The sequence below is a fragment of the Coleofasciculaceae cyanobacterium genome, assembly GCA_036703275.1.
Lineage (GTDB): Bacteria > Cyanobacteriota > Cyanobacteriia > Cyanobacteriales > Xenococcaceae > Waterburya.
In genome coordinates, this window is the sequence record DATNPK010000070.1 from 26,757 (window position 1) to 44,490 (window position 17,734).

Here is a 17,734-nt window from a genome sequence, read left to right on the forward strand (position 1 = left end):
AGCCAAATTTATTTGGCAGTAAAATATTATCCGTGATGAGGATCGTTGATATATTCTGTTATTTTAGCGGTGCTAACCTTGCCTGTTGTATCGAACATATAAGAGTGAGTCCAAAGGCTAGGAAGCTTCATCAATACGGGAAATTCTTTTCTTAGATATCGCGACGATCTGCCTTTGAAAGCTTTGACTACTTGAGAGATTGAATGTTTTGGATCGTATTCTACTAGTAGATGCACATGATCGGGTGCTACTTCTAAGGCTTTAATTATCCATTGTTTATCTTTAGCCACGCTATTAAATAAATCAATACATCTAGATTTGATAGCTTCATTTTTAGCCGTAAATATTCTTTTCCTACGGCAAGGAATCCAAACCAAATGAACCGTACATCTTCCCAGTGCGTGATTATAGTGGCGATATTCACTCATTTCCTTCTGTAGATACCATATTCTCTTCTACAAATATGGGATCATTAAAGTATGAAAGTTAGATACGCATACAGAATTTACCCTACCTCACCGCAGCAACGAGCATTGGCTCGGTTGTTTGGTTGTGTGCGGACGGTTTGGAATGATTCTCTAGCTTTGTGTCGTATGAGTAGCAAACTACCTAAGACCTCAGCACTACAAAAGCTGTTTATCACGTTAGCCAAGAAAACCCAAGATAGGGCATGGCTAAAAGATGTTTCGGCTATACCGTTGCAGCAATCAATTAACGATTTAGGAGTAGCATTCAAAAACTTCTTTTCTGGTTTAAATAAGAACAGAAAAATAGGCTATCCTAAATTTAAAAAACGCAGTAACAAGCAAAGTGCGAGATTTACAAAAGGCGTTTTTTCTATCAAAGGCGATTCAGTATATTTAGCCAAAATAGGACAGCTTAAAACCAAATGGTCTAGAGAATTACCATCACCGCCATCCTCTGTAACAGTTATTAAAGACTGCGCTAATCGTTATTTCCTAAGCTTTGTAGTTGAGATTGAACTGATATCCAAGCCCACGCCAAAAGAATCAATTGGGGCTGATTTGGGCATCAAGATATTTGCTGCATTGAGTAATGGAGAAAAAATATATGCACCGTGTCTCAAACAGCTAGACCGTAAGATTAGATGCACCCAAAAGCAACTAGCTAGATGTATCAAAGGTAGCAACAGAAGAGATAAAGTCAGGCTCAAACTAGCTCAACTTCATGCAAAATTAGCTGATACAAGAAAAGACTTTTTGCACAAACTATCTACTCGTTTGGTACGGGACAACAAGTTAGTAGTTTTAGAGGACTTGGCTGTCTCTAATATGGTTAAAAACCGAAGATTGGCTCGTGTTATATCCCAACAGGGTTGGAGTATGTTTCGGACTATGTGCCAGGCAAAAGCTAATCAATACCAAGATAGAGAAGTGCGGGTAATAGATAGGTGGCAACCTACATCTCAAGTTTGTTCTAGCTGCGGATACAAATGGGGCAAGTTGAATTTGTCTGTGCGGGAGGTGGTTTGCTCAGGATGCAAGGTATCACATTGTCGCGATATTAATGCAGCTAAAGTTATAAATAATGTCGGGGTAGGGCATATCCACGACACAAAACGGACGGTGAGCCACAGTAAGACCGACTTGTCGGCAAGTTGCAACGAAACGTCAACTCGTAAATTAGATATAGTTCAATTGAAACTATTCTAGATTTGGAATCCCCCGTATTTTCAATCGGGGGAGGATGTCAATGATAAATGTTACTCAGAGTTTAAACTATACATTTCTACATTTAAGCCATGATAAATTAGCTTTTTTTCTAGCTTCATGCCTAACTTTTTAGCTACTTTAACCGACCGAATATTTTCAGGATCGATTAAACAGATAAAACGTTGAAAATTAAATCTTTGCTGACCATATTCTAAGACTGCTTTAGCTGCTTCGGTAGCCAATCCCTGTCCCCAATATTTTTTTGCCAAACGATAGCCAATTTCTACTTCTTGCTGCTGCTCCACCGATTGAATAAAAAAACCGCAGTAGCCAATCAACTCCTGAGTTTGCTTATGAATTAAAGCATATAAACCAAACCCAGGTTCAAGATAAGATAGCAATCTCTGTTCGATAAACTGCCTAATTTGCTGGCGATTATGTACTCCAATAATGGAATATCGCATCACTTCAGCATCACTCAAAATTGGTATCAAAGCTTCTCGATCCCTAATGGTAATGTATCTAAGGGTTAATCTAGAAGTCTCGATGATCTTCATCAATAGTCACTCAATATAGAGTAAAGCCAATATTAACAACAGATAGCAATTATACTTTGAAAATTAATTAGCCACACGATTAATTAACCTCGTTAGTATCTATTTTGCTACTAGGTGGTATTCCTTCAAGATTAATTATGCCTTGAATGACTGAGCCTACTATCGGTGCAGCAACGGTAGAGCCATAAGTATATTCTCCATGAGGTTCATCAACTACGGCTAAAACTGCATAACGAGGAGCTTCAACTGGAAATAAAGCGACAAAGCTGGTCATCTTAGCTGTTTCATCATATCCACCTTGATTAACCGCCTTTTGAGAAGTTCCTGTTTTTCCAGCAATTCTGTAGCCTGGAATTTTGGCTGCATAACCACTACCTTCTTCAACTACCGTTTCCATCATTTCTAAAACAGTACTGGCAGTTTCAGGAGAAAATATTTGCTTACTATTGGAGGGCTGAAAATAGTGGAGATAGCCTTGATAATCTGACAAACCCCTAACTACATGAGGCGTAATTAATTTACCTTTGTTGGCTAATGCTGCATGAAGTTGAATTAGCTTGAGGGGTGTTAAAGAAAAACCTTGACCAAAGGCTGTGGTGGCAGGTTCAATTTCCCTAACGGTAAATTCTACTTCGTTTTTTAATCTACCCGTAGTATATCCTGGGATATCAAATTCCACCTCATCCTCAATGCCCAATTTCTGTAGATCTTGATAGTAGTCGAGAGGTTTCATCCGACGCATGATCTTAATCATCCCCACGTTACTAGAGTACTGGAGAATTTCTGACAAAGTTAATTCTCCTCGCGCCCCTTTTTTTTCAAAATCATGGTTACGCACCAAAGCATCTTCGATCTGAATTTCTCCCGTATCATCAAAAGTATCCTGGGGCGAAATAACGCCCGCATCTAAAGCAAGAGCAATATTAATTGGCTTAAAAGTAGAACCAGGCTCGTAAAGATCCGTAATTGCCCAATTTTTAAACAGTCGAAAATCAGTAGTTTCATAGTAGGTGTTGGGATCGTAAGTCGGCTCGGATACCAAAGCAGCGATCGCGCCATCGCGAACATCCATGACAATCACAGTACCCTGTTTCGCCTGATACTTGTCCATCTGCTGCTTTAAGGCATTACGGGCAATTTGTTGTAAACGCAGATCGATGGTCAACTGTAACCGTAGATCGTCAAAGTTAAATAGCTGTTGCGATCGATCTAAATCACCTGGATGAAATATGGCTTCTTCTCGCTCAAAGCTGCGCTTCATTTTCCAGCTAATTGGCTGGCGTTCGAGGAGTTTGTTTTGAGTATACTCAACTCCAGCCTGAGGAACACGACTGCTATCACGATTAACATACCCTGTCACTTCTGCTGCCATTTTTTGATGAGGGTAGAAACGGGTGTAGTTTTGCTTGAGATCTAAACCGTCAATTTGTAGTGCCGTGATTTTTTCTTGGACAGATTCAGGTAAATCTTCCGCCAAAAGAATACCCCAATCTTGTTGAGCAAAAATTTGTAATAATTCTTCAGGGGTTTTATTGCCTAAGATTTCTGACAGCTTTTCGGCGATTTCTTCGGCTGGTACTGGCTGCGAATTTCGTTTGAATAAATGAGGATGAACGTAGAGAGTATAGGTAATTCGATCTGTGGCTAAAACATTTTGTTGACGGTCAACAATCTGACGGCGAGGAATATAGAAATTTAGCCTAGTGGTTTGCTGATCTTGAGCTATCTGGGTTAATCTTTTCCCCTGTGGAGCTTGTTCATATACAATCACAGGATCGACAATTTGGAGATAGTAAAGTCTTGAGCCTAAACCCAGAGCACCGATAACTAATATGCCCCATACCAAAAACAGCTTGAATATAGGTTTTCTTTGGCGATGATTCTCAGAAGCATGATTAACAGTATGGCGATTATACGGCCGCTTGCTCTGAGTTGGTTGGATCGAATTGCGGTTAGGCAATCTGAGAAGTTGAAACCTAGATTTGGACATAAATTAAGCTTTAAGCTATCCGACTTGGAAAACTAGCTACTGGCTATTTTAGACATAAAAGCAAATTTAGCGCATATCTTTTAAATAAATGATTTTTAGCAAACATAATATTGCCAAAATCAAACATATTTTCAATTTAACTTAAACGAACTTAACTTATATGTCCGTTAAAAAGACACCTTATTGATGGTTACAAATAATAGCTAAGATGGTCAAATTGCTGAAGCTTAATATCCCAAACTATTAAGCTCCAGCTCGACTATTTCTGCTTGGTTTTTGCTAATATTGGACTTGTTTTTGACTCCAATTTTTGCAGGAGGAATAAATACTGCTGATTCTGGTTTTGATACAGATAAATGCTTATCTTGGCTAGCTTCTTGAGCAAGTTGATATTTTATAGTCTCGTTGAATGCTATTAACTGACGCTCTTGACGTTGTAAGTTTTCTAGATGCCGATATTCTTGACTCCAAATCTTAGGAATATGCACCGTAGATATATAAAGACCAATGCTAGCTGACATAGAAACTATGGCTAAAGCAAACGAACCCTGTTGCAATAATGAGAGTGTTTTAAGATTATTAGATAGAGTATTTGGTGACGAAAAACTCTTAGGCTTGACTAATTTTGTTGGTTTGGCTGGGGTTTGTCTAACTAATTGACGTTGATTACCAGTTTTTTCTGGTTGTGTTTGAGGAGAATAATTAGGATAAAAATCAGGCTGGCGAAGAGCAGACATTTAATAATCTCCATATTTTATCAGGAAGTCGTTGGGCGAATTTTAACTCATATTTGGAAAAATGATAAGAGGAGACGGCAAAAATTAACCCGATCGCTTTTTCTCCTTTAATGTTTTGGTAATAGTAAATTTAATTTGGCATAAATATTTTAACAATGGCGCAGGTGGTAATTGTTGGAGCAGGTCCTACTGGTGCAGTAACAGCACTATTATTAGTACAAAGGGGTATTAAAGTAAAGCTGATTGAGGCATCTCGCGATTTTAAACGGTTGTTTCGCGGAGAAGGATTAATGCCTAGTGGGTTAGATGCTTTAGAACAAATGGGATTGCTGGAATTATTAACAGATATTCCCCATCAGACTATTGATGCCTGGGAGTTTTTATTATCTAATCAAAGTTTGTTTCGGGTTGATGAACCGATAGAAACTAACGGAAGGCACTGCACGACAGTTTCTCAACCTGACTTATTAGAAGCGATTATTAAGCAAGCTGAGGCATATTCTCAGTTTGAATTTATTCAAGGTGAGTCTGTACAAGATCTTGTCCGCAAGTCTGGAAGAGTTTGCGGCGTTAAATTAAGTTCTGGAGTAGAAATTAGTGCCGCTCTCGTAATAGCTGGTGATGGGCGTAATTCTGTAATCAGAAAAAAAGCTGGTATAAATTTGACTAAGTTGCAAAATAATGTTGATATTTTGTGGTTTCAGCTCGATTCTGGGGCGCGATCGCCATCCCAGAATATTTTTTATTCAATTCTGCAAGGAAGAGAGGGATTTGGTCTATTTAGAGGCTCATCAGGTAAGCTACATATTGGTTGGGGACTACACGCGGATGATAATTATGCTGTTCAAGAGCTTGACTGGGCAGCCAAACTGGCGGCAACTTCTCCTCCCGGGCTAGCCGAACATATCTTAAATCATCAGGACAGTTTAACTAAGCCCATGCACTTATCTGTAGTTGTGGGACGTTGCGAGCGCTGGTCAATTCCTGGACTACTTTTGCTAGGAGATGCAGTTCATCCAATGTCGCCAATCCGCGCTCAGGGTATAAATATGGCGTTTCGTGATGCGATCGTGGCGGTTAACCATTTAGTCCCGTTATTGAGTCAAACAGAATTTAATTTAAGCCAAATTGATGCAGCACTACCTATAATTCAACAGGAAAGAGAACCTGAAATTGTCCGTATCCAAAAGTTACAGGCGCAAGAAATGGGTCAAGCTGAATTATTACATAACAGTGCTTTTGTTCGTTGGGGTGCTAAAACTTTTACTCCCATTATTCGTCCTGGCATTCGAGCATCATGGTTAAGGAGACAAAAGCAGTTACGTCAGGGTGTGACGGATGTTCACCTAATTGTATAGAGCAAAAATAGTGATTAATTGTCTACAATCGACTGCCCATTGTCCATCGCGTATTTAATTCGAGCCTGAATAACTGCTTCTGGTTCACGATCGATCAATTCTTGAAATCTAGTCGTAATTTCTGACAATAATTGGGGCTGAGTATCTACTAAAGTATTACCTAATGCTTCCAGCCCAACTATAGCAGCATAACGAACTACCCATTCTCCGTCTTCTGTTGCCAGTAAGAGAGTTTTTAATACTTTCTGCTGTGCTGAGACAACTTCATCGACTGGTAGCTTAGACCAGATAATACTACCTAATCCCTTGGCTGCTGCACGCCGCACACTTTGAGAAAAGTCCGAAACCGCAGCTTTTAATAACAAATCTAAAGCAGCAGGATCGCCAATACCTGCAAATACTCGCGTAGCCCAGGCTCTTGCACCGTAGTTGTAGCTGTCTAGGTTCTCTAGCAAATAAGGAACAACAGGTTCGCCAATTTTAATTAAACCATCAACCGCAGCTACCGCAGCACCAGGATTATTGAATCCTAAAACCTCTACTAAGGTAGGTATTGCATCTCGATCGCTGGCTTCTGCTAGATCTTCTACAGTTTTTAATAGTAAATCGGCAGAGTCGGCTTGGTTTACTGCCTCAATTAATTCTTGAACATCGGACATTGACAATTTGTAACCGGTTAAACGTCTGAAATATATTGCAGTCAAAGATAATTTTACTACTTTTTATTTGTTAGGCAAAATGCGATCGCTTTTACTGCGATAACCATCAATCACAGAAGCGAATCCATTAAGTTCATTATGTTAATACTCTCGGTAGATATTTCTAGCTCCTGATTTGATAAATTGGTTTCTAATAATCCTTTAAGCGCAATCAACTTCATGCTATTTTCAGCTAAAGTATCAGCGATCGCCTGACCCGCTTTGAGATAGCCCACAGCACCCAGATCCATTAAAGCTGAACGACGCAGCTGCAAATCATCTCCAGATAATGCTTCAATCAACATCTCTCCATACCTGTCTTTTCTAGTTAGCTGATACATCGCCCTGGCAGCAGCATATTTTACCTTTTCGGTCGGGTGCTGCGTAAATGGCTCGATAAGCTCAATTGCCTCGGTTGCTCCTAATGTTCCCAAGGCTTCAATTACTGCTTCATAAGGCTGGACTAAATGGGGTCTACCGGTCACTCTAGTAGCTGCTGCTACTCCTCCATTTAATAGCTCGATCAACGAAGGAATACATTGACCATCATTCAACATTTCTAAAGCTTGAGCAGCAGCTTCTCTGACGTAAAAATCAGGAAACTTTAAACAACGAGTTAACGGCTCTACAGCATTTTTGTCTCCCAGTTTACCTAAAGCTCTAGCAGCATTGCGGCGCAAGGGATACCCCCCATCGGGAGCGCGGTCTTGTTCATCTTCCAATGCCATCAATAAAGCTGCGATCGCCTCGCTTTCTCGCACTCTAAATTTTCCCAGCCACCATGCAGCATAATATCGCGCACCTAAATCTTCTTTTTGTTTCAGGTTGGCGATCGCTTGCTCTACCGTTAGCTGTTCCGCGTCATTTTTTTCCTCATTTTTCATCTTTTATCTCTCTTTGCTTCAAACATGACAATACTCAGAAAAGTAAACAAATACTAGCCTCAATGCTGGCATTCGCATACTCCTCTGAGTATCGCTTCATCTAATCAAATATTTTGATTTTTGTTGGGTGTCTATCTTCTTTAGGACAGACTAATAACCTGTAGCTAAAATTTAGCCAATTCTAGCTTAGTGTGTTAATCGCGTAGTCTAAGTAACTCTCTGCTTCAGTAGCAGCATCTCCACTCAAACCATGATTACTCTTAATATATTTAAGAGCTTCAATATACCAGCTAGGAGAAAGTTCGTAAGCGCGATTGATTTCGTCTAGACCAGCTACTAAGTATTCATCCAGAGGACCAGTACCACCAGAAACTAGGCAGTAAGTTACCATTCTGATGTAGTAGCCGATGTCACGAGAACATTTTGCTTTACCTTCAGGTGTAGAAGCATATTGAGGACCAGGAGTACTAGTAGTGTAAGGGAATTTGGAATACACTGCGTTGGCTGCACCATCAATCAATTTTTGAGAATTGCTAGTCAACGCTTTAGCTGCTTCTAAAGAAGCATTAGCCTGTTTAAAACGACCAAAAGCGGTTTGAATTTCAGTGCTGCTTAAGAAACGACCCTGGGAATCAGCAGAAGATACTGCTTCAGTTAGAGGAGTTTTCATAGTTGTGATGTTACCTTATTTTACTAATTTTTTCTAAACAACCAAAAGTTGATTTGCGTTGTCCAAAAGAGCAATTGCTCTTCTTCACTAGGCTACTGAGGAAGCAGCACGGTCAAAGTAGCCAGCAATTTCCGAAGAAATAGCACTACAGTCGCCAGTGGTGATGTTGTTGGGATCGTTAATAATTGCTAAAGCTGCTTCTTTCATTTTTTGAACGCCAACTGCTACGGAAGCACCAGGAGTACCCAAAGCTAAATAAGTTTCACGTAGCCCATTTAGACAACGATCTTCTAAAACACTTGCGTCACCAGTGAAGACAGCGTAAGTGATATAGCGCAAAATGATTTCCATGTCACGTAAGCAGGCTGCATTACGGCGACTAGTGTAAGCATTACCACCAGGAGAAATTAACTGAGGTTGCTCAGCAAATAAAGCGCGAGCTGCGTTTGTCACAAGAGCGGAAGCGTTACCAGTAATGCGGTTAACTGAATCCATACGTTTGTTGCTTGCTGCAACCATTGCACTTAGAGCATCTAATTGGCTAGTGGATAGAAACTCACCACGAGCATCAGCTTGAGACACTACTCTAGTAAATGCGTCGAACATTATAAATAATCTCCTACTCGAATTAAATTTGGTTTAGTTGAACTTCAAAAAGGAATCTTAACTTAAAAACTACTTTCGGCCACTAGCTAAAGCTAGCTTAGAGAAAGCGGTCAGTTGTCGAAGGTGCTAAATTACTATTCTCTAGCCACCCAGCAAGAGTTTATTAAGTCACCTAATAAAACTTTACACTCTTAATAAAAAACCCTAAAAGTGATAAATTTACCGCGCTCGCTCATAGCATTTCGCCAACCTTGATGGTACTGAACCTGCACTGTACGATTCCTACTTAGGCTTCGCCAACAGGCATTTCCCCCTCAGATAACTTTTATACAACGACAACGAACCATTATTTGTTACATCTTGTTAATTTTCCTAGTTTGACCAACGGTCACAGACTTTCTCTGACTGAATATATTTTAACAAAAATTCATTTTTGTTAAGTTTTTAGCCAGCTTTTGTTTCTTATTACGTTGAATGATTAATTATTTGTTGACTCAAAATCAAAGACAAAGCTTCAATTCTTTACTGTTTAGCAAATAGCTAACCTGTTGAGAACAAATATAATCGACTAGATAAGGTAAAGACTTATAAGAAACAAGTATTGTCATAGTTTATTATCTTAGCCTTTTGTAATTTAAAGCAATCGACTGTTACTTTTATCAACAATTAGCTGATTGGCTGCCACCATAGCAATTAAATATTTAATCAGAAAAAATTAGGCTAATTATGGCATTACCAGTAAATTAGCTTAGTTTAAATAGTTTATTCGAGACATTTAGCTAGCTATAGCTAAAGTTCGCTCCAAGTCAAACAGAAAACCATGAATATATTCTTCTGTCCATTGTGAGCCATATAAACGAGTTAACATCCCCCTAGCCGGATCTTTTTCAGCTCGATAGTTGGTGTAGCTTTTTTGAGCCTGAAGAATCGCTGATAATTGCTGTCGGTCCTGCACTTCTTCAGCTTGTTCTACAAAGTTTATATAGGCATCTAGATAATCGCTGAAAGCCTTAAATACCTTAGTTTCAACTACTTCGGTTTCTGAAGGACGAGTCCACAAAAAAGCAGGCGAAAAGTATTGTTGAGCTTCTTGGGGAAAATCTCCACCCCAAGGTAAATCTTGTTGGTATTTATGGAACATTGGCAGAATCGGCTCAGTATATTTAGCCTGATAAGCTTCATTTTGACTAAATAAAGGCTGCATATCGATCGCAATCAAATGTCCCCCAGGCAGGGTAACTAAATCTGCGCCAAAGAATGGTAAATCATAGTTAAGCTTCGGAAAAATTACCAAATTTAGCACCTGAAGCGAGCTTCCTCCTTGAACATGAGCTGCCCTGATTTGTCTTAGTTTGTCAGATTTAAAGCCGTGACTAGTTGTGATTACAGACTCTTGCTTTTTGCCTTTGCCCATCACTCCTTCTTTGTGTTCAAACCCAGCGGGAATGGGATAAGGCTGTAAGTCTAATCTAGATTGTAAAGTAGCGATCGCATGATCGATAAAAGGCTGATATAAGGTCATATTGTTCAAAGCTTTTAGCTTTTCCTATAAGGACGACGCAAAGGACGCGCCTCCAGGCGCTAATCCTTTAGGGCTAGTGCTTTAGCATACCGCTACGCATATAGCTCTTAGCTTTTGATTAACTATGTTCAATGTTTAGATTTATTAGGTAACTATTTTCTAGCAGATGATACTGCCAAAGGAGAAGCATATTCAAACAAAAATTTATACAAGAATTTTTCTGACCATTCTGCGCCAAAATAGCTGCTAAACAAGCCATGAGCAGGATCTCTTTCAGCACTATACTGATCGTATTCTTTTTGCGCTGTAACGATACGCTGGATATCTTCTGGATTAGTTAAAGGTTCAGCATCTGCCAGCATCTGCCAATATAAATCAAGATATTCTTGGAAAGCGGGAAACAGTCGATTAACTACGGCTTCCGAATCAAGTTTGGCAAACAGTAAATATTTAGAGAAATATTGATTAGCATCATAGAATTTCATTTCTAGATCTTGGGCTAATTCATTATATTTATCCCGAATATCCCGCATTGGCTCAATATACTTGTCGATGTAAGCGCGATCGCGAAATAATGGTTGAAAGTCCATTACCACTAAAATTTTCTTCTTGCCAAAGGAAAGAAAATCCACCCCTAATAGAGGAATATCGTAATGATGAGCAGGATAAATAACGCTATTAAATACTTGAGCAGTTTCTCCTGCATCTATATATGAATAGCGGATCTTCCTCAGTTGCTCCGACTGATAGCACCAACTCTGAATAGTGGCGGAGTTTTTGCCCCTAGCACTAACGTTAGATTCTAATCCTGCGGGAATAGAGCGACTACGTAAATCAAAGCGTTTAAAAAGTTCTTCTTCTAAATATTCTTTAAAGGGCGCGAACATATAATTATTGCTATATACAGTATGCCTCCGTACCAGAATAAAAAAGGAGTTGGCTATTAGTCTCTTTTTATGAGGACAAAGCAACAAAGCTTTACGAAAACCGTAAGTCACAGATTACTCCGCCGCATATCCTTTAGGGCATATCGACGTAAGGCGTTTATCCTCATTGCGGTAAGGACAAGCACCCACCGCATTGGGTGCGACACGAAGTTAGTCCTTTAGGGCAAGGACCTCGGTGCGGTTTAACCGTGAATGCTCGCCAAGACACGACGGAAACGGCATGGACCGTTGGTCAGCAATAGCAATGCAAAACCTTACTTTGATTACGATCCTTATGAGCATTAAATTAATTAGGCGATCGCCATTTAAATAACTATGCTACTAGAAGTAAAAAAAATTATAGTTCCACCAGGACAAACAATAGTACTGAATGATATTAGTTGGGACGAAAAAGAATCGTAGCAAATAACCAAGCTCAAACAAGAAATCAGGTAAAGCAAGAGATTATTAAAGAAATGAAAAAAACTTTTGCTTTACCACAAGCAAATGAAAATACTATTATTTACTGTCCACAACAAACAATTGAGGAATGAATCGCTCAGCACTTCGATTGAGATAACTAAATACTCGTTAATAATAGATTAGGCTAGAATATTTAATCATTCAAAATATCTTCTAAACTGTATTTTCTAGCTAGAGGAAAGCGATCGCCTTGGATACTACTTTTAGTTTTTTTGATTGCAGCTTTACGTGCTTTATCATAGAGAAAATCAAGGCGATCACTAAGATGTTTGTGTAGATTAGTTGTTAATTTATTATTTAGCTGTAAACGAAATCCTGTGATTTCTGCCTCCCAGCGATCGCGAGTCCATTCAGCTTGTTCGTGCCAATAATCAACCAATAAAAGATGAAGCATGATTAGATAAGCAAACTGCTCTATTGATGATTTTTCACCCCTTACCAAAGCTTCTAACTCCTCAATTAGGTTGTTCACATCTAAATTTTCAAAATCTCTCTGGCGCAGTATTTCGACTTGCTCTAGCAACCAAGAATCATATTCTCGATCAATATCATTTTTATTCTGTAACATTTTTAAAATATTTTTTTAAATCAAATATATAAGTATTTAGTAATCATAAACAGTTCGCAAACTCTAATTTATCTTTGTTTAAGTAGGTAGGCGAAATAATTTATAACGAAGTGTATCCTTTAGGATAAAACTCGAACCTTCAATTTTTTCTTTAAACCCTAACCTCGATCATCACTATTTTCTATTTAATTATACCCACCTACTTAATTACCAACATTTTGTTTGCTCCTGGTTGAAGTTCGTAAGATACTTTTACTATTGAAGCTGAATATCCCAAATTACTAAATTTGTTGATGACAAAATCCAAATAGGGAGAAGTTTCCTGCATTAAGGTTAATAAAGGAAATATTCTGACTTCTTGGCTGACTCTTAGCATTTCCTCGATCGCAGCTACATGAAAATCGCAATCGCATTGTTCGGAATATAAAAACAAAAAATGGGAACACAATGCTAAATCGTAACTTTGAGCGGCAAAATCTAAATTAGGTAATTCTTGAGCTTGATATCTATTTTCTTGCTTACCCAGTTGATAATCTTGAAGAAAAGTTTCTAGGGTTTTAATTCGGCTAACCTTCAACTCTTGAGGGTTTTTGTGATAGCTCCACACCCAATTGTTGGGCGTAGCAATTATCTGCTCGATAATATTGTCTACTACTGCATCAAATCTTTGTTTGATTTCTGCACCATCAAACTGATAAATCGGATCGATGGAAGTAATTTTGTATCCCTTTACCGTACCTTCGGCGTTAAAGCTAGCAGGACCATCTCCCACTCCTAAAATACCTTTTTGCAGATCTTCAGAAGATAGATCGAACATCTTAGTATATTCATCAAGCGATCGCCCGAAGGGAACTACCTTGTCTAGTTTCATCACCATAATGTATTACTTCTCCATGCCTGATAAATTTCTATACTAGTGATTACAGTCATAATGATCAAATCAGCATTTATTATGCTTATTTGGTCGAATTTACCAATTGATCGCCATAAATTTGCTCAAAATGACCAAATATTGACTATTAATGAAGCTAACTGGTTAGACTATCAGCATTTAGATTCTCAAGAATATCCAGGTTATCGGGTTTCTTATTTCAAGTGTTTCATGATGTGGCAAAAAAGATGAATATGCAAATTTTGGAGATGAATGTAGAGAAAGAAGATCTCCACGCCCTGATTGAGTATCCACCTAAGCTATCTGTTTCTAAAATAGTTAATGCTCTAAAAGGTGTATCCAGTCGTAGATATGGACAAGCGGGATTTACCAAACCTAGAGGCGGAAAAGCATTATGGAGTCCTAGCTACTTTGCAGTGTCGGTAGGAGGTGCGCCCATCGAAGTTTTAATAAAGTATATTAGAAAAAGAAAGTCGCCCTTCAGCGTAGCGTAGGGCGAGGCTTGTATCCCAAAGTTTTGGTCAGGTTCCCTGCCGTCCTAAAGGACTAGCTTCGCGTCGTCCTTTAGGGCATATAAAACGACAGGGCTTCCTAAAGGATACCGCTTCGCATATGCCTGACCGTTGGTCAAACAACTATCACATATTTATAGTCTACCGACTGCCATTACATCATCGCGATCCTTTTGACCGCATTTTAATAGCAACGGCGATGCCTTCGGCTACACCCATTCGGGTGCGACGCGAGGCTAGTCCTAAAGACTCAGCTAGTCCTAAAGGATAAGCTACGAGACCGAAGGGCGGAGTGCGGTTTATCCGTGAATCCGTGATTGGCAAATCATGCACGGGCATATCCTTTAGGGCAAGCGCTTGGAGCGTAATCGCCGAAAATATTTATTTGATGAGTGCAGATGAGCAGTTTCGCCTTTATGAGGTGGATTTAATTTGGGGATTAGATTGAGCATTAATAAATTTTTTTACCTGATAATAGTTTTAAGATCGGGTGGGGAATAGTTGATAACATAAACAACGTAGGTAGAATAAACTATTTCATTCCTGACGCGAAGCTAATCCTTTAGGACATCCTTGCACCATGACTGACTTTCTGAGCCATCTCAATCCTTCACAACGCCTTGCTGTAGAACATTACTGTGGCCCAATGTTGGTAGTGGCAGGGGCAGGATCGGGTAAAACTAGAGCTTTAACCTATCGTATTGCTAATTTGATTCGTAATCGTGGTGTCGATCCAGAACATATTTTGGCAGTGACTTTTACCAATAAAGCTGCGCGGGAGATGCGTGAAAGGATTGAGTATATTTTTGCCACAGAGTTGGCCCTACAACAACATGGACAACGGCTGGAGTTTTTAACTGAGTACGAACAAAAGGCGTTAAAGTCCAGGGTATATAAAAGAACGACTAAGAAGCTGTGGATTGGTACTTTCCATAGTCTTTTTGCCAAGCTATTACGCTTCGATATTAATAAGTATCAGGATGAGCGGGGACGTACTTGGAAACGCAATTTTTCGATCTTTGACGAATCGGATGTTCAGAGTTTATTCAAGAACATTGTTACTAAAGAATTAAATTTAGATAACAAGAAGTTTGACCCCCGCAAGATTCGCTACACAGTGAGTAATGCCAAAAACCAGGGTTTGACTCCCGAAGATTTTGCCAAACAAGAGCCTGGTTATCGCGGGCGAGTCGTCTCAGAAATTTATAATGAATATCAGTCTCGGCTAGCTGCGAATAATGCTTTGGATTTTGATGATTTAATCTGGGTTCCTGTCAAGTTATTTCAGCAGAATGAGTCTATTCTGGGCTATTGGCATATGCAATTTCAGCATATTCTCGTCGATGAATATCAGGACACCAACCGTATTCAGTATGATTTAATTCGGTTGCTGGCGACTAATGGCGAGACTAATAAAAGTGAGTGGAATTGGAATAGGCGATCGCTTTTTGTGGTCGGAGATGCGGATCAGTCTATTTACTCTTTCCGTCTAGCTGACTTTACGATTTTGCTAGATTTTCAAAAAGATTTTGGTGATGGTTTACCTGATGAAGATACCCGCACCATGATTAAGCTGGAAGAAAACTATCGTTCCCGCGAGAATATATTGCAAGCAGCCAACCACTTGATTGCTCACAATAGCCAAAGGATTGATAAAGTTCTTAAGCCTACGCGAGGAGTCGGAGAACAAATATATCTGTATAAAGCGGATGAAGAACAAGAAGAGGCGCGGTTTGTCGTGCAGCAGATGCAGCAAATTAAGGAAAACAATCCTGAAATAGACTGGGGCGATTTTGCGATTTTATATCGTACTAACGCTCAGTCTCGCCCTTTTGAAGATTTACTGCTGCACAATAATATTCCCTACAATATTGTGGGGGGTTTGAAATTCTATGACCGTAAAGAAATTAAAGATGCGATCGCTTATCTGCGCATTATTGTTAACCCTGAAGATACGGTTAGTCTGCTGCGAATTATCAATAGTCCTCGTCGGGGTATCGGTAAAACAACCATGGACAGGCTGATGGATGCGTCTCAACAGATGGGTATTCCCCTCTGGGAAATAGTTAACGATCAAACCTCCGTTAATACTATGGGGGGACGCGCTGCTAAATCCTTGAATCAGTTTGCACAGATGATTCAAGAGACTAGAGATCAGCTAGAAAATCTGACGGCGGCAGAAGTATTGAGTCATATCATCGAACAGTCGGGTTACGTCAAAGAGTTACAGCAGCAGGGAACAGACGAAGCCGATAACCGTATTGCTAACATTTATGAGCTATATAATGCAGTGCAGCAGTTTCAGGAAGACAATGAAGAAACTAGCTTAGATGCATTTCTCTCCAGTGCCTCTCTTGCGTCAGATTTAGATGGTTTAGACCAAGAACAGCAAAAAGTCTCGATGATGACGCTTCATTCGGCTAAAGGTTTAGAATTTCCTGTAGTTTTTCTAGTAGGTATGGAACAGGGTTTATTACCCCACAACCGAACTTTAAACGATCCTTTAGAAATAGAAGAAGAACGTCGTTTATGCTACGTGGGAGTTACCCGCGCTCAAGAACAGCTATTTCTCACTTACACCAGAGAACGCCGTCTTTGGGGAACTAGAGAACTTGCCGTATCTTCCCAATTTTTAATGGAACTTCCAGGGGAGTTAATTAATAGTAATATCAATGTAGCTAGTACCTATCGCCGCCGTACTCGCGCTCAAAAAACACTCCCTGGTCAAGAAATTGATTGGAGTGTGGGCGATCGCATTTTGCATTCTGAGTTTGGCGCTGGAGAAATTACTCATGTTCTGGGAAGCGGCAAGAAAGCCACTTTAGCCGTCAAATTTCTGAGCATGGGAGTAACTAAGATCATTCCTAAAGTCGCCCCGATGGAGAAAGTGGAAGATTAATAGACTTCAAATAGCAGATTTTTAGGTTCTGCCTAGTTACGAATTAAAAGGCAAAGGGTTTTTCTTTGCTTACTTGCTGCAAAATTAGTCAAGAAAAGTTTCTTTGGTAAGAACAAAAACATTCCCTTCATTTCCTCGACCAATTCGCATATCCTCATCTAAGTAGGTAATATCTAGCCAGCCTTTTTGGTCTCCACGGTCAATTTTGAAGTCAAAGGGAAAAAACTTTTTGCCAGACTCAATTTGCTGAATAAGTTTAGCTGGACTGTTGTAGCTAAGTAGACGCTGTAAGCCAACAATCGAGCGTTCAAACATTACGTTAACTCGGTTTTCGGAAACGGGTTCAAAAGTTGCAGCAACGCTGACTAATCCCTCTAGCATTGGTAAGCCGATAATTTCCGCAATATTATAAACTTTGGCTTCTGAGACGCGAATACATTGATAGATTTGTCCCAACTTAAACAGGGGAAAACGGTCTAAACCAAGAAGACCTTTGCTCGTAGTATATAACAAACGCCAGTCACCATTAAGCAAATCCTTAGCTTCTAAAGGTTTTTGAGTCGGATTATCATCTTCTAACCGTTGAATTGCCGAGAGAACTCGAACATTATCAATTTCGTTAACCAGCAAACCACGATTCTTTCCAGCGATCGCTTCTAACAATTCTGCTTTTTTACTCATAATCCCTTGTCCCAAATCAACAATTCTAATCCGACTAACTATAATATTTTATCGACTTATTTAAGTTTATGATTATCT

General features: G+C 39.5%; 19 protein-coding genes and 1 pseudogene. 7 read left to right on the forward strand and 13 right to left on the reverse strand.

Features of this window, described 5'->3' with window-relative positions:
* Positions 1-26: 26 nt before the first annotated feature.
* The gene (gene tnpA, locus V6C71_12665) at positions 27-428 is read right to left on the reverse strand and encodes an IS200/IS605 family transposase (GenBank protein ID HEY9769325.1); all 402 of its coding nucleotides are present in this window, start codon (positions 426-428) and stop codon (positions 27-29) included.
* A 51-nt stretch (positions 429-479) separates the two neighbouring features.
* On the opposite strand from tnpA (V6C71_12665), the gene V6C71_12670 reads away from it, so the two are divergent.
* The gene (locus V6C71_12670; GenBank protein ID HEY9769326.1) at positions 480-1,673 is read left to right on the forward strand and encodes an RNA-guided endonuclease TnpB family protein; all 1,194 of its coding nucleotides are present in this window, start codon (positions 480-482) and stop codon (positions 1,671-1,673) included.
* A 50-nt stretch (positions 1,674-1,723) separates the two neighbouring features.
* On the opposite strand, the gene V6C71_12675 is transcribed toward V6C71_12670, so the two are convergent.
* The 3 genes from V6C71_12675 to V6C71_12685 form a co-directional block, all read right to left on the reverse strand.
* Positions 1,724-2,230: a GNAT family N-acetyltransferase gene (locus V6C71_12675; protein HEY9769327.1), complete on the reverse strand. Its 507-nt coding sequence runs from the start codon at positions 2,228-2,230 to the stop codon at positions 1,724-1,726.
* A gap of 79 nt (positions 2,231-2,309) precedes the next feature.
* A complete protein-coding gene (locus V6C71_12680; GenBank protein ID HEY9769328.1) occupies positions 2,310-4,220 on the reverse strand; it encodes a penicillin-binding protein 2 in 1,911 nt (636 codons plus the stop codon).
* Positions 4,221-4,447: 227 nt separating this feature from the next.
* Complete coding sequence (locus V6C71_12685) at positions 4,448-4,957, reverse strand: hypothetical protein (GenBank protein HEY9769329.1); 510 nt, start codon at positions 4,955-4,957, stop codon at positions 4,448-4,450.
* Positions 4,958-5,112: 155 nt separating this feature from the next.
* Between V6C71_12685 and V6C71_12690 the strand changes: the two genes are divergently transcribed.
* The gene (locus V6C71_12690) at positions 5,113-6,315 is read left to right on the forward strand and encodes an FAD-dependent monooxygenase (protein ID HEY9769330.1); all 1,203 of its coding nucleotides are present in this window, start codon (positions 5,113-5,115) and stop codon (positions 6,313-6,315) included.
* Positions 6,316-6,329: 14 nt separating this feature from the next.
* Here the strand turns inward: V6C71_12690 and V6C71_12695 are convergent, their stop codons facing one another.
* The 6 genes from V6C71_12695 to V6C71_12720 all read right to left on the reverse strand — a co-directional run bounded on the left by V6C71_12695 (position 6,330) and on the right by V6C71_12720 (position 11,582).
* The gene (locus tag V6C71_12695; GenBank protein HEY9769331.1) at positions 6,330-6,974 is read right to left on the reverse strand and encodes a HEAT repeat domain-containing protein; all 645 of its coding nucleotides are present in this window, start codon (positions 6,972-6,974) and stop codon (positions 6,330-6,332) included.
* 110 nt (positions 6,975-7,084) lie between these two features.
* A complete protein-coding gene (locus V6C71_12700; GenBank protein ID HEY9769332.1) occupies positions 7,085-7,897 on the reverse strand; it encodes a HEAT repeat domain-containing protein in 813 nt (270 codons plus the stop codon).
* A 181-nt stretch (positions 7,898-8,078) separates the two neighbouring features.
* Positions 8,079-8,567 carry a phycocyanin subunit alpha gene (cpcA, locus tag V6C71_12705; protein HEY9769333.1) on the reverse strand — a complete coding sequence of 163 codons (489 nt, stop codon included), beginning with the start codon at positions 8,565-8,567 and terminating at the stop codon, positions 8,079-8,081.
* Positions 8,568-8,654: 87 nt separating this feature from the next.
* Positions 8,655-9,173, reverse strand: a complete 519-nt coding sequence (locus V6C71_12710) for a phycocyanin subunit beta (GenBank protein HEY9769334.1) — start codon at positions 9,171-9,173, stop codon at positions 8,655-8,657.
* Between the two features lie 775 nt (positions 9,174-9,948).
* Complete coding sequence (locus tag V6C71_12715; GenBank protein ID HEY9769335.1) at positions 9,949-10,695, reverse strand: phycoerythrobilin:ferredoxin oxidoreductase; 747 nt, start codon at positions 10,693-10,695, stop codon at positions 9,949-9,951.
* 152 nt (positions 10,696-10,847) lie between these two features.
* A complete protein-coding gene (locus V6C71_12720) occupies positions 10,848-11,582 on the reverse strand; it encodes a 15,16-dihydrobiliverdin:ferredoxin oxidoreductase (protein HEY9769336.1) in 735 nt (244 codons plus the stop codon).
* Positions 11,583-12,022: 440 nt separating this feature from the next.
* Here V6C71_12720 and V6C71_12725 point away from each other — a divergent pair, with 440 nt between their 5' ends.
* Positions 12,023-12,175: a hypothetical protein gene (locus V6C71_12725; GenBank protein HEY9769337.1), complete on the forward strand. Its 153-nt coding sequence runs from the start codon at positions 12,023-12,025 to the stop codon at positions 12,173-12,175.
* Between the two features lie 62 nt (positions 12,176-12,237).
* On the opposite strand, the gene V6C71_12730 is transcribed toward V6C71_12725, so the two are convergent.
* Together V6C71_12730 and V6C71_12735 are read right to left on the reverse strand one after the other, a co-directional pair.
* Complete coding sequence (locus V6C71_12730; protein ID HEY9769338.1) at positions 12,238-12,672, reverse strand: DUF29 domain-containing protein; 435 nt, start codon at positions 12,670-12,672, stop codon at positions 12,238-12,240.
* A gap of 199 nt (positions 12,673-12,871) precedes the next feature.
* Entirely contained in the window at positions 12,872-13,549 is a 678-nt protein-coding gene (locus tag V6C71_12735; protein HEY9769339.1) for an SAM-dependent methyltransferase, read from the reverse strand.
* 75 nt (positions 13,550-13,624) lie between these two features.
* Here V6C71_12735 and V6C71_12740 point away from each other — a divergent pair, with 75 nt between their 5' ends.
* From V6C71_12740 to pcrA, 4 genes and pseudogenes are all read left to right on the forward strand, one after another.
* Complete coding sequence (locus V6C71_12740; protein ID HEY9769340.1) at positions 13,625-13,795, forward strand: hypothetical protein; 171 nt, start codon at positions 13,625-13,627, stop codon at positions 13,793-13,795.
* A pseudogene (gene tnpA / locus V6C71_12745) lies at positions 13,777-14,058 on the forward strand (IS200/IS605 family transposase). The gene V6C71_12740 and the pseudogene tnpA (V6C71_12745) overlap by 19 nt, the downstream one beginning before the upstream one ends.
* 118 nt (positions 14,059-14,176) lie before the next feature.
* Positions 14,177-14,347 carry a hypothetical protein gene (locus tag V6C71_12750; GenBank protein ID HEY9769341.1) on the forward strand — a complete coding sequence of 57 codons (171 nt, stop codon included), beginning with the start codon at positions 14,177-14,179 and terminating at the stop codon, positions 14,345-14,347.
* Between the two features lie 309 nt (positions 14,348-14,656).
* Complete coding sequence (gene pcrA / locus V6C71_12755; GenBank protein ID HEY9769342.1) at positions 14,657-16,975, forward strand: DNA helicase PcrA; 2,319 nt, start codon at positions 14,657-14,659, stop codon at positions 16,973-16,975.
* Between the two features lie 84 nt (positions 16,976-17,059).
* On the opposite strand, the gene V6C71_12760 is transcribed toward pcrA, so the two are convergent.
* On the reverse strand, positions 17,060-17,656 hold the full coding sequence (locus V6C71_12760) for a PAP/fibrillin family protein (GenBank protein ID HEY9769343.1): 597 nt from the start codon (positions 17,654-17,656) through the stop codon (positions 17,060-17,062).
* Between the last annotated feature and the right edge of the window lie 78 nt (positions 17,657-17,734).

Bases quoted from the DNA above. Each gene is read 5' to 3' on its own strand.
- V6C71_12675 (HEY9769327.1), bottom strand. From the start codon at position 2,230: ATGAAGATCATCGAGACTTCTAGATTAACCCTTAGATACATTACCATT.
- V6C71_12730 (HEY9769338.1), bottom strand. From the start codon at position 12,672: ATGTTACAGAATAAAAATGATATTGATCGAGAATATGATTCTTGGTTG.
- V6C71_12710 (HEY9769334.1), bottom strand. From the start codon at position 9,173: ATGTTCGACGCATTTACTAGAGTAGTGTCTCAAGCTGATGCTCGTGGT.
- V6C71_12740 (HEY9769340.1), top strand. From the start codon at position 13,625: ATGCTTATTTGGTCGAATTTACCAATTGATCGCCATAAATTTGCTCAA.
- tnpA (HEY9769325.1), bottom strand. From the start codon at position 428: ATGAGTGAATATCGCCACTATAATCACGCACTGGGAAGATGTACGGTT.
- V6C71_12680 (HEY9769328.1), bottom strand. From the start codon at position 4,220: ATGTCCAAATCTAGGTTTCAACTTCTCAGATTGCCTAACCGCAATTCG.
- V6C71_12715 (HEY9769335.1), bottom strand. From the start codon at position 10,695: ATGACCTTATATCAGCCTTTTATCGATCATGCGATCGCTACTTTACAA.
- V6C71_12735 (HEY9769339.1), bottom strand. From the start codon at position 13,549: ATGGTGATGAAACTAGACAAGGTAGTTCCCTTCGGGCGATCGCTTGAT.
- V6C71_12720 (HEY9769336.1), bottom strand. From the start codon at position 11,582: ATGTTCGCGCCCTTTAAAGAATATTTAGAAGAAGAACTTTTTAAACGC.
- V6C71_12685 (HEY9769329.1), bottom strand. From the start codon at position 4,957: ATGTCTGCTCTTCGCCAGCCTGATTTTTATCCTAATTATTCTCCTCAA.
- V6C71_12670 (HEY9769326.1), top strand. From the start codon at position 480: ATGAAAGTTAGATACGCATACAGAATTTACCCTACCTCACCGCAGCAA.
- V6C71_12690 (HEY9769330.1), top strand. From the start codon at position 5,113: ATGGCGCAGGTGGTAATTGTTGGAGCAGGTCCTACTGGTGCAGTAACA.
- V6C71_12700 (HEY9769332.1), bottom strand. From the start codon at position 7,897: ATGAAAAATGAGGAAAAAAATGACGCGGAACAGCTAACGGTAGAGCAA.
- V6C71_12760 (HEY9769343.1), bottom strand. From the start codon at position 17,656: ATGAGTAAAAAAGCAGAATTGTTAGAAGCGATCGCTGGAAAGAATCGT.
- pcrA (HEY9769342.1), top strand. From the start codon at position 14,657: ATGACTGACTTTCTGAGCCATCTCAATCCTTCACAACGCCTTGCTGTA.
- V6C71_12750 (HEY9769341.1), top strand. From the start codon at position 14,177: ATGCCTGACCGTTGGTCAAACAACTATCACATATTTATAGTCTACCGA.
- V6C71_12695 (HEY9769331.1), bottom strand. From the start codon at position 6,974: ATGTCCGATGTTCAAGAATTAATTGAGGCAGTAAACCAAGCCGACTCT.
- cpcA (HEY9769333.1), bottom strand. From the start codon at position 8,567: ATGAAAACTCCTCTAACTGAAGCAGTATCTTCTGCTGATTCCCAGGGT.